The organism is Streptomyces sp. NWU339 (assembly GCF_003143855.1).
GTDB lineage: Bacteria > Actinomycetota > Actinomycetes > Streptomycetales > Streptomycetaceae > Streptomyces.
The window spans coordinates 1-11,036 of sequence record NZ_QFRK01000103.1; the positions used below are offsets into that span (position 1 = coordinate 1).

The following is an 11,036-nucleotide window of genomic DNA, read 5'->3' on the forward strand; positions in this document are numbered from 1 at the left end:
GGTGAAAGACGCCTTGTGCGGGATGCACTCGCTCAACTCCTTTATTCCACCTACCAGTTGTTCTGCCACATCGTCGTAGGAGTCCTGATGGAAGAGCGCAAGCGCGAGTGTGAAGTAGACCATGAACCCCGTCGGCAACGCTCCCGGCCGACGGTCCCGTTTGCGACACTCCGACAGGACCTCGTCCACCAACTCGGGCGTCACCCACTGTGTGATCAAGCCCAGCCGCACTCGCTCAGATACCCCGCTCCACGGATGCACACCCCGCATAACGGCGCGACGCTCAGTCCGTCACCACCAACTCAATGAACCTTCAAACAACGGCATTGGCCCGGGACGTCGAAGTGGAACAAGGTGGAGCACCGGTTGTTCTCCCACATCTCCATGAACTGGCGCGGCAGACCGCTGACCAGCCATGAAGTGATGGTGCAGAGCATCGCTGCGACCACCACCCGCACCGGACTGAAAGTCCGGGCCGAACTCGATACGGGCACCTACGACACCGGAGTGAAGGTCACCGATGCCGAGATCGACATGCTGCCCATGGCCCGGCACCGCTTCCACGGCGACTGGAACTACACCCTGCACCCCGCGCACCCCCACCCCGGCCAGAACAGGCACAAGACCACCGGTCGGACAGGCAGTGCCACAGCCCCGGCTCCGGGTCGTCCCGATCCCGCCTCGCTCGGCGACCCAGAACTGACCGGCATGACGGTCGAACAGCTGAACCTCCTGATCACCGAGCTGATTCCGGCCCTGGAGGAACAGCGTGAGCGGTTCCGCTCCCGGCAGCGCGGCGGCGAACGACTCCGGGCCCGAGGCGCCGGTGCCAAGGACAAGCTCTCCGCCCCGGGCCGGATCCTGGCTACCGTGCTCTACCGGCGCAAACTCGGCACACACGAACTCCTGGCCGGACTCTTCGGCGTCACCCGCAGCACTCTCTCCCGGGCTGTGCAAGAGGTGCAGCCGCTCCTGGCCAAACACGGCCAAGCAATCCGGCCATCGACTGCACGGTTCCGCACTCCCGCAGACGTAGCCGCATTCCTCGCCGCGGAACCGGGCCGTCCAGAGAGCAAACCCGCATGTTGATTCTCTGCGAGCCCTTACCCGTGGAGTGTGGCCTTGCCGGTCACGCGGATGGCGGTCTCCTGACCGGGGCCCACCGGCAGCGGGCCCGCGACGCGGACGTCGACCGGGGCCTCGAGACCCCGCACGGCGACGGTCACCTTCGCGTCGTGGCCGTAGAAGCACACGTCCGTGACCATGCCCCGCACCGCCCCCGCGGTGCCCGCGTCGGTCAGTTGCAGCTGCTCGGGGCGGAGCACCACCGTGCCGGTGTCCCGCCCGTGCGGCGGTGAGGCCAATGCCACGGGGCCCACGGGGGTGCTGGCCGTGGAGCTGCCACTCCGGACGGTTCCCGGGAGGAGTACCGCATCGCCGACGAAACCGGCGACCCACGGGTCGGCGGGGTGTTGGTAGACCTCCTGCGGGGTGTCGCACTGGGCGATGCGGCCCTGCCGTACGACGGCCACGAGATCCGCGGTGGAGAGGGCCTCCTGCTGGTCGTGTGTGACCAGCAGTGCCGTGGCCCCGGTGGCCCGCAACGCGGCCCGTACATCCGCGCGTACTCCGGCGCGCAGTGCGCTGTCGAGGGCGTTGAAGGGTTCGTCGAGCAGGACGAGTGCGGGGCGCGGGGCGAGCGCCCTGGCCAGGGCGATGCGCTGCTGCTGTCCGCCGGACAGTTCGTGCGGCATGCGGTCGCCGTAGCCGGTGAGCCCGACGAGGTCGAGTATCTCCTCCGTACGGCGGCGGCGCTCGCTCCGGTCGGATTCGGTCAGGCCGAAGGCGACGTTGCGGGCCACGCTCAGGTGCGGGAAGAGGGCCCCCTCCTGGGGCACGATGCCGATGCGGCGGCCCTCGGGCGGCAGCTGGACGCCGGGTCCCGTCAGGGTGCGGCCGCCCACGGCGACCGTACCCGCGTCGGCGTGCAGGAATCCGGCGACGATGCGCAGCAGGGTGGTCTTGCCGCAGCCGGAGGGGCCGAGCACGGCCGTCAGGGCGCCGCCCGGGACCGTGAGGTCCACTCCCCGCAGGACGGGGGCTTCGGGGCCGTAAGACTTGGTCAGTTGCTCGATGTGGAGCTCGTTGTCGTGGTCGTTCATGTGCGGTGCCTGCCCAGGAGGTAGGAGGGGACGGCGGCGAGCAGGATGAGGGCTGCGGCGTAGGGGGCCGCGGCGGCGAAGGAACCGGCGCCGGTCTCGGTCCACAGCCGGGTGGCCAGGGTGTCCATGCCGGTGGGGCGCAGCAGCAGGGTCGCGGGCAGCTCCTTCATGCAGACCACGAAGGTGAGGGCGGCGCCGGCTGCCACGCCCGGTGCGGCCAGCGGCACGGTCACCTCGCGCAGCACCCGCAGGGGCGATCGGCCCAGCGAGCGGGCGACGTCCTCCAGTACGGGCGGTGCCTGCAGGACGGCGGCGCGGGTGGCGGCCACCACGAGCGGCAGGAAGAGCACGGCGTACGCGCAGACCAGCAGGGGGAGTTGCTGGTAGAGCGGGTAGACGTAGCGCACCGCGAAGAAGACCAGGGAGAGCGCCACGGTGATGCCGGGCAGCGCGTGCCCGGCGTAGGAGGCCTGCTCCAGCAGCCGGGCGCCGCGCCCCCGATGCCGTGCGGCGACCACCCCGACGGGCAGCGCCAGCACGGTGGTGAGCGCGGCTCCGGCGGCGGCGACGCCGAGCGTGGCCCAGGCGGTCCGGGCGAGGGCGCCGGGGTCCCAGGTCGCGGAGGTGCCGACGGCCAGCCAGTAGCCGAGGGTGGCGAGCGGGAAGACGACGGCGGCTGCCGTCACCGCCGCGCACCAGGCGAGGGCGGGGGTTCGCCAGCGCCCCAGCGGGACCCGTGCGGCCGGGCGCGCGGTGCCGGCGCCGGTCCTGGCGTGGCCCGCGCGGCCCCGGGTGCGGGTCTCGGCGGCGACCAGCGCCACCGTCATCACCACCAGGACGACGCTGAGTGCGGCGGCCGGGGTGCGGTCGAAGGAGGCGCTGTAGGAGGTGTGGATGGCCCGGGTGAACGTGTCGTACCGCAGCAGCGAGACCGCGCCGAAGTCCGAGAGCGCGTACAGCGCGACCAGCAGTGCGCCGCCCGCCGCGGCCGGGCGGAGCTGGGGGAGGGTGACGCGGAGGAAGGTGCGCAGGGGGCCGTGACCGAGGGAGCGGGCGGCCTCCTCCTGCGCCGGGTCGATGCCGCGCAGGGCGGCGGCGACCGGCAGGTGGACGTACGGGAAGCTGACCAGGGTGAGCGTGAGCGCGGCCCCGGTGAACCCCGCGATCTTGGGCACGGCGGCCAGCCAGACGAAGGCGGCGACATAGCTGGGCACGGCGAGCGGCAGGGTGGCCAGCACCGACCAGGCGCGTGCCCCGGGCAGGTCGGCGCGCACGGTCAACCACGCCAGTGAGACGCCGAGCACCAGGCAGGCCACCACGACGACTGCCGTCAGGCCGAGGCTGCGGCCCAGGAGTTGGAGGGTGCGTTCGTCGGCGACGATGTCCCAGGCGTACCCCGGCCCGCGTTCGAGTGCGCGGACGGCGAGGTAGCCGAGCGGCAGCAGGGCGAACACGGCGGCGAGGCAGGAGGGTACGAGCAGGACGAGTGGCGGTCTGCGTCCGGCCGGCCGACGGTCAGCCGTACGGGCCCGACGGGCGAGGCCTGTACGGGCCCTGCGGGCCTCGCCGACGCGCTCGCGCCCGGCGGAGCCGGCGGCTCCGTCCGGGCGCGGGGTGACTTCAGGTGTGCGCACAGCGGGTCAGACCAGCCCGACGTCCTGGAGCATGGCCAGCGTCTCCTGGAGCGACTCCAGCTTGCCCAGGTCGATGTCCGGGGACTCGAGGGAGTCGAACGGCGGCAGGTCCTCGACCGAGCTGGTGACACCCGCGGCCAGCGGGTACTCCTTCGTCGTGTCGGCGAAGTAGGTCTGCGCCTCCTTGGACAGCAGGTGGTCGACGGCCTTTTGGGCGGTCTCCGTCTGATCGCCGGCCTTGAGGATGCCGACGCCGGCCACGTTGATCAGTGCGCCGGGGTCCTTGCCGGGCAGGAAGTGGAGCTTGGCACCCACCTTGTCCTCGCCCTTCTCGGCGACCCGCTCGTACCAGTAGTAGTGGTTGACCAGCCCGAGGGAGACCTCGCCGGACTCGACGGCGTCGAGGGTGGCCAGGTTGTTGGCGTAGGTCTTGCCGTTGGCCTTCAGGCCCTTGAGCCACTCGCGAGTGGCGTCGTCGCCCTCCAGGACCCGCATGCCGGTGACGAACGCCTGGAAGGAGGCGTTGGTGGGCGCGAAGCCGACCTTGCCCTTCCACTCCGGCTTCACCACGTCGTGGATGCTGTCCGGGACCTTGCCCTCGCCGAGCTGGTCCGGGTTGTACGCGATGACGCGCACGCGCCCGGACAGCCCCACCCAGTCGCCCGCGCTGCCGCGGTAGGCCGGGTCCACCTCGTCGAGGCTGGACTGCGGGAGCTTCGCCAGCCTGCCCTCCTGGGACAGGGCGCCGAGCGCGCCCGCGTCCTGCGAGAAGAACAGCCCGGCCTTGGTGCGGTCGCCCTCCTCCAGGATCTGCGCGGCCAGTTCGGCGCTGTCGCCGTAGCGCACCTCGACCTTGGCGCCGACGGCCTTCTCCAGCTTGTCGAGGATCGGCTTGACCAGCTTCTCGTTGCGCCCGGAGTAGATGACGAGGGTGGAGTCGCCGCTCTTGGCCGAGGCGCCCTTGTCGTCGTCGGCGCCGCAGGCGGCGAGGGCGGGGACGAGCAGGCCGGCCGCGATGAGCGCGGTGATCCGGCCGGCCAGGGGGCGTCGCATGGGGTGCCTTCCTGCATGGCTCGCCCCCCTACGCCGCGGGTCGCGTCGTCGGTCGGGCGAGCAGCGAAGTGATGCTTTCAAGCCAGCTGAGAACATGCTATTAGTAAGGTAAACCTTGCCTAACTGTCAAGGGATCTGTTCTCTTTGCGGACGCTGCCGCAGAAAGGTCACGCGCCCGTGGCACTGTCGCCTGAGCCGATCCTGGCCCCGTTTGCCGAGCCGTTCCCGCGTCCCGCCTCGGCCCCCACCGCTCCTCCCGGCCCAACTCCGTTGGCCACGCCGTCGGCACGGCCTCAGACGGTGGGGTTCGCCCGCGACCTCGCCACGCACGGCGACCGCGTAGCCCTGATCACCGAGACCGGCGAGCTGTCGTATTGCGACCTCGCCACGCGGGTGACCGCGGCCGCCGAACGTCTCGGCACGGCCCGCCGCCTGGTACTGCTCGCGGGCGCCAACCGGGTGGACGCCCTCGTCTTCTACCTCGCCGCCCTCACCGCCGGCCACCCCCTCCTGCTGACCCCCAGCGACAACGACACCGCCCTGCGCTCACTCGTAGGCCGCTACGACCCCGACGTGGTCATCCGTCCCGGGACGGACGGGGAGGGCACGACCTGGCTCGTCGACGAGCGGCGCGAGACCACGGTCCACACCCTCCACCCGGACCTCGCCCTGTTGCTGTCCACCTCCGGCTCGACGGGCTCGCCGAAACTGGTCCGGCTCTCGCACGACAACCTCCAGGCCAACGCCGAGTCCATCGCCACCTACCTGAACATCGACGACAGTGACCGCGCCGCGACGACGCTGCCCATGCACTACTGCTACGGCCTGTCGGTCATCAACAGCCATCTGCTGCGCGGCGCCGGACTGATCGTCACCGGCCTCTCGGTCACCGACACCTGCTTCTGGGACCTGTTCCGCGCCGCGGGCGGCACGGCACTGGCCGGCGTGCCGTACACCTTCGACCTGCTCGACCGGGTCGGCTTCGAGCACATGGAACTGCCCCACCTGCGCTACGTCACCCAGGCCGGCGGCCGCCTGGCACCCGAACGCGTCGCACGCTACGCAACGGCGGGGCGCCGCGCGGGCTGGGAGCTGTTCGTGATGTACGGGCAGACGGAGGCCACGGCCCGCATGGCGTACCTGCCCCCGGCCCTCGCGCCCGAACGCCCGCACGCCGTCGGCATGCCCATACCCGGTGGCTCCTTCCGGCTCCAACCGGTGGACGGCATCGACGAGCCGGACACGGGCGAGCTGGTGTACTCCGGCCCGAACGTCATGCTCGGATACGCCGAGGGCCCAGCCGACCTCGCCCTGGGCCGCACCGTCGAGGAACTGCACACCGGGGACATCGCCCGGCGCGCCCCCGACGGGCTGTACGAGATCGTGGGGCGCCGCAGCAGGTTCACCAAGATCCTGGGACTGCGGATAGACCCGCAGCGCATCGAGGCGATCCTGGGGCAACAGGGCATACCGGCCTACTGCGCGGGCGACGACGACGCACTGGCCGTACTCGCAGCCGGTGCCGAGGGCGTGGACGCGGCACGCGTCCGGCACGTGGTCGCGGACCACTGCGGCCTGCCGCCCCGCGCGATACGGGTACGGATGGAGCCCGAACTTCCCCGGCTCGCCTCGGGCAAGCCCGACTACGAGGCCGTACGCCGACTGGCACGCGAAGAGGTGGTGCCGCCGCCCCGCCCCGGGGCCACCGTCGCTGAGCTGTGCGCCCTCTACGCGCTGCTCCTCGACCGGACCGACGTCACCGAGGACAGCAGCTTCGTGGGTCTGGGCGGCGACTCGCTCTCCTATGTCGAGATGTCACTGCGACTGGAGCAGGTCCTGGGCCCGCTGCCCGCCAACTGGCACACCACACCGATCCGGGAGCTGCTCGACCACCGTACTCAGCGGCACCCCGCTCGAACCCCGCGACCGTGGCACCGATCCCTGCGCACCCTGGAGACCGGCATCGCCCTGCGCGCGATCGGCATCGTCCTGATCGTGGGCTCACACATCCCCGTCTTCGCCATCCAGGGCGGCGCCCATGTGCTCCTCGGCGTGGCCGGCTTCAACTTCGCCCGCTTCCACCTCTCCGCGCACGAGCGCCGGGACCGTCTGCGGAGGCTGTGGCGTGGCATCGCCCGCATCGCCGTTCCCAGCATGGTGTGGATCACCTTCGCGCTGCTGCTGACCCGCGAGTACGACCTGGCCAACGTCGTCCTGGCCAACAGCCTCTTCGAGCAGGACGGGTCGGATCCGGAGTGGCGGTACTGGTTCGTCGAGGCGCTGGTCTACTTCCTGACCGGGCTGGCGGTGCTGCTGGCCATCCCGCTGCTGGACCGCGCGGAGCGGCGCAGCCCGTTCGGCTTCGCTCTGGCACTGGTGGGCCTGGGCCTGGTCGGACGCTACGACCTCTGGGACCTCGCCCACATCCGCTACCACCTCAGTCCGACCGTGGTCTTCTTCCTGTTCGCACTGGGCTGGGCCGCGGCGCGGGCACGCACGGCGGCCCAGCGGCTGCTGCTGACCGCGGTCCTGCTGGTCACCGTGCCGGGGCTGTTCCCCGCGGGACAGACCCTGCGCACCTCGATCGTCGTGGCCGGCCTGACCCTGCTGCTGTGGGTCCCGGCCCTGCCCAGCGTCTCCGCGCTCAACCGGCTCGCAGGCATCCTGGCGGGCAGCTCGCTGTACATCTACCTGACGCACTTCCACGTCTACCCGTACCTGCGGGACCACTCCCCGATGCTGGCCCTGCTGGTCTCCCTGGCGTTCGGAGTGGGATACGGAGCGGTGGCCACGCGTCTGACGAACCGGCTCCTTCCCCCACTCGGGCCCGCCGTGAACTCCTCCGTCTCCGTCCCGACGCCAACCGACGGATCTGCCGGGAGCGTCTGGCACGAGGGAGGCCGAACCCCGCCCGGCCACGCCGGACGCCGCCAGGCGGCGGGGCGGCCGGGCACGCGGCCCTCGCCGCCTCCGAACCGCTGACTTCGCTCCGGCAGGAGCTGCAGCCGCCCCTTCACCGGGTCTGGCCCGCGGGCCGGGGAAGGGACGGCCGGGCTCCCCAGGAGTGGCTGTCGAGCAAGTGGGGCGTTTCTTCCCAGCGGGGGCGCTGTCACGTTGTTGGGTGGGTGAGTGTCTGATGGCGTCGTCGGGGCGTGGTGGGCTTGCGTTTCGGGCCTGGGGTCAGGCCGTGGTGGACCGGCCGGCGGGTACGGGCCGCTGGAGGCGATCGCCTACAACAAGGTCAACCTCAAGCGCATCGCCACACACTGGCCGGGCATGCTCCGCGTCGCCGGATCGCTCATCACCAACCAGGTCCGCGCCTACGACCTGCTGCGCATGTTCGGCCGCGAGGGCCATCCCACCCCGCTGGGTGCCGCGTTCGCCGAGTACGGGCGCATCGACAAGACCATGCACCTGCTCACACTGGTCGACCCGGTCGACGACACCTACCGCCGGCTGATGAACCGGCAACTGACCGTGCAGGAGTCCCGCCACCGCCTGGCCCGCGCGATCTGCCACGGCGGCCGGGGCCAGATCCGCCAGGTATACCGCGAGAGCCAGGAGGACCAGCTCGCCGCCCTCGGCCTGGTCCTCAACGCCGTGGTCCTGTGGGACACCCGCTATCTCGACGCCGCCGTCGCCCGGCTCCGCGCCGAGGGCCACGACATCCGCAACGAGGACGTCGCCCGGCTCCGCGCCGAGGGCCACGACATCCGCAACGAGGACGTCGCCCGGCTCTCCCCGCTCAAGGACCGGCACATCAACTTCCTGGGCCGCTACCTGTTCAACATCAAGGCCAGCGGCGCCGGCCAGGGCCTGCGTCCCTTCCGCGACCCGTACGCCGCCGAGGACACCGAGGACGAAGACTGACACGCACCGGCCCCCGGCACCGTTCGTTGGAATCCGGCCCCGGGGACCAACGGAACCGTGATTGGTCTCGAATACATCAACTGATGTAACGCCTGCTACATTCGCAGACGTGACAAACATCGAACAGGCCATCCGGTGGCTGGTCCTGGTGATCAAGCTGCCCGCGGACCCGTCCCGGCACCGCGTGGCGGTGTGGCGGGAGCTGCGCAAGATCGGGGCCCTCTCGCTGGGCCAGGGCATCTGGGCGGTGCCGGAGGTGCCGGTCTTCGCCGACGGCATCCAGCGCGCCCTCGAACTCACCGACACCGCAGGCGGTCAGGGTGTGACGCTCCAGGCATCCGGCCGCTCGCCTGAGGACGCGGCCCGGTTCCGGGAGATGTTCACCGCCGCCCGCTCGGCGGACTGGACGGAGTTCCTGGCGGACTGCGGCAAGTTCGAGGCCGAGATCGCCAAGGAGATCCGGATCGCCAAGTTCACCCTGGCCGAGCTGGAGGAAGAGGAGCAGAGCCTGGAGCGGCTGCGTCGCTGGCACCGCGATCTGACCGCGCGGGACGTCTTCGGCGCCCCCGAAGCCGCCGAAGCCGCCGAACACCTCAAGCGGTGCGCCGCCGCCTGCGAGGACTACTCCGAGCGCGTCTTCGCCGCGCTGCACGCCACCGACGAGGACCCATCGTGACCGCACAGCCCATAGCCCCGGCCGCCCCGAAGCGGGCCATGTGGCCGCTGTACGCGGCCGGGTTCACCACCGCCTTCGGCGCCCACGGCATCGCCGCCAACCTCGGCGGCTTCTCCGAGGACGCCGTCACCTCCCTCCTGGTCCTGGGCGGACTGCTCGCCCTCTACGACGGTGCCGAGGTCCTGCTCAAGCCCGTCTTCGGCTCGCTTGCCGACCGGATCGGCGGCAAGCCCGTGCTTCTCGGCGGCCTGATCGCGTTCGCCGGCGCCTCCGCGCTGTACGCGATCGCCGACAGCCCCGGCTGGCTGTGGGCCGCCCGCCTCGGCCAGGGCGCCGCAGCCTCCGCCTTCTCCCCCTCGGCCTCCGCCATGGTCGCCCGCCTCAATCCGGCCGCCAAGCGGGGGCGCGCCTTCGGCAGTTACGGCTTCTACAAGTCCATCGGCTACACCCTCGGCCCCCTCCTCGGTGGTGTCCTGGTCTGGGCCGGCGGCCTGCGGCTGCTGTTCACGGTGATGGCCGCGTGCGCGGCGGCCGTGGCGGTGTGGGCCGTGCTCGCCGTGCCCGTCGTGCCGCCGCTGCCCCGCAAGCGGCAGACCGTGGCCGACCTCGCCCGCCGCCTGGCCGACCGGTCCTTCCTCGCCCCGACCGCCGCGCTCGCCGCCGCCACCGCCGCGCTCTCCGTGGGTGTGGGTTTCCTGCCCGTCTCGGGGGCCGCTGCCGGACTTGGCACCGTGGCCACCGGCGCCGCCGTCTCCGTTCTCGCCGCCACCGCCGCCGTCGTCCAGCCCAAGGCCGGCCGTGCCCTGGACGCCGGGCGCCTGACCACCCGCCCCGGACTGCTCGCCGGACTGCTCATCACCGCCACCGGACTCGCGGCCGCCATGCTGCCCGGCCTGGTGGGGATCCTGCTGGCCGCCGCTCTCATCGGTACCGGCACGGGACTGATCACCCCGCTCGGCTTCGCCGCCCTGGCCGCATCGACACCGGAGGAGCGAATGGGGCAGACGATGGGATCTGCCGAGCTGGGCCGCGAACTCGGCGACGCCGGCGGCCCCCTGCTTGTCGCCGGTGTCGCCACCGTCTCGACCCTCACCTCCGGCTACGCGGCCCTGGCCGTCCTGCTGGCCGCCGGCCCGCTGCTTGCGCTGGCGGTCCGCCCCCGCACGGCGCGAGCGTCGAAGTAGCCCCGAGTGCCTGCCGGGCAGTCTTCAAAAATCCTTCGTCAGCCCGGACAGCCGGTGGGCAGCCCGTGACATGCTCCCAACCCCGAGCACTCGATCACGAGCATCGTCAAGCTGCTCGACGTCTCCCGGGCACCCTCTACCACCACATCCCAGACCTGAAGGAGCCACGCGCGGGAGCCGTACCTTGCCGGCCGGCTCGAACCGGGGACCCGGTAAGAAGCTGTTGTCTTTCCGAGCTTGAGGACGGCGTTCTGCCTGGTCGGGCATAGGGGTGGTGGTTCCGTGGGAGTGGTGGCCTGTCGGGTGGTCACTGCTTGGGGAGGTTGCGGATGCCGTCGGTCGTCGGACTGCTGGAAGAGCACGAGCTCGCCGCTCGCCGTCGCGTGGACGGGCTGCGGGAGGAGGCCGACCGTATCCAGGCCGAACTCGCTGCGGCCGAGCTGGAGTGGCASKAGTG

7 protein-coding genes and 2 pseudogenes are annotated in these 11,036 nt (G+C 71.6%); 5 read left to right on the plus strand and 4 right to left on the minus strand.

The annotated features are described in order from the left end of the window. On the minus strand, positions 1–270 hold a 270-nt coding region (locus tag DIZ27_RS42840), incomplete at its 3' end, for a transposase domain-containing protein (protein ID WP_258308871.1). Between the two features lie 60 nt (positions 271–330). On the opposite strand from DIZ27_RS42840, the pseudogene DIZ27_RS42845 reads away from it, so the two are divergent. After that, a pseudogene (locus DIZ27_RS42845) lies at positions 331–1,089 on the plus strand (transposase family protein); the annotation flags it as partial. A 14-nt stretch (positions 1,090–1,103) separates the two neighbouring features. On the opposite strand, the gene DIZ27_RS42850 reads toward DIZ27_RS42845, so the two are convergent. The 3 genes from DIZ27_RS42850 to DIZ27_RS42860 form a co-directional block, all read right to left on the minus strand. Further along, positions 1,104–2,162 carry an ABC transporter ATP-binding protein gene (locus DIZ27_RS42850; protein WP_109383699.1) on the minus strand — a complete coding sequence of 353 codons (1,059 nt, stop codon included), beginning with the start codon at positions 2,160–2,162 and terminating at the stop codon, positions 1,104–1,106. Further along, a complete protein-coding gene (locus DIZ27_RS42855; protein WP_181383992.1) occupies positions 2,159–3,643 on the minus strand; it encodes an iron ABC transporter permease in 1,485 nt (494 codons plus the stop codon). Before DIZ27_RS42855 ends, DIZ27_RS42850 begins: the two co-directional genes overlap by 4 nt. 159 nt (positions 3,644–3,802) lie before the next feature. Next, positions 3,803–4,849 carry an iron ABC transporter substrate-binding protein gene (locus tag DIZ27_RS42860; RefSeq protein WP_109383701.1) on the minus strand — a complete coding sequence of 349 codons (1,047 nt, stop codon included), beginning with the start codon at positions 4,847–4,849 and terminating at the stop codon, positions 3,803–3,805. A gap of 177 nt (positions 4,850–5,026) precedes the next feature. On the opposite strand from DIZ27_RS42860, the gene DIZ27_RS42865 reads away from it, so the two are divergent. The 4 genes and pseudogenes from DIZ27_RS42865 to DIZ27_RS42880 all read left to right on the plus strand — a co-directional run bounded on the left by DIZ27_RS42865 (position 5,027) and on the right by DIZ27_RS42880 (position 10,579). After that, positions 5,027–7,831: an AMP-binding protein gene (locus DIZ27_RS42865; protein ID WP_258308872.1), complete on the plus strand. Its 2,805-nt coding sequence runs from the start codon at positions 5,027–5,029 to the stop codon at positions 7,829–7,831. Between the two features lie 198 nt (positions 7,832–8,029). After that, a pseudogene (locus DIZ27_RS42870) lies at positions 8,030–8,719 on the plus strand (Tn3 family transposase); the annotation flags it as partial. A gap of 109 nt (positions 8,720–8,828) precedes the next feature. Then, entirely contained in the window at positions 8,829–9,395 is a 567-nt protein-coding gene (locus tag DIZ27_RS42875; RefSeq protein ID WP_109383703.1) for a Chromate resistance protein ChrB, read from the plus strand. A 38-nt stretch (positions 9,396–9,433) separates the two neighbouring features. After that, the gene (locus DIZ27_RS42880) at positions 9,434–10,579 is read left to right on the plus strand and encodes an MFS transporter (protein WP_109383704.1); all 1,146 of its coding nucleotides are present in this window, start codon (positions 9,434–9,436) and stop codon (positions 10,577–10,579) included. Positions 10,580–11,036 lie beyond the last annotated feature (457 nt).

Bases quoted from the DNA above. Each gene is read 5' to 3' on its own strand.
- DIZ27_RS42860 (WP_109383701.1), bottom strand. From the start codon at position 4,849: ATGCGACGCCCCCTGGCCGGCCGGATCACCGCGCTCATCGCGGCCGGC.
- DIZ27_RS42880 (WP_109383704.1), top strand. From the start codon at position 9,434: ATGTGGCCGCTGTACGCGGCCGGGTTCACCACCGCCTTCGGCGCCCAC.
- DIZ27_RS42850 (WP_109383699.1), bottom strand. From the start codon at position 2,162: ATGAACGACCACGACAACGAGCTCCACATCGAGCAACTGACCAAGTCT.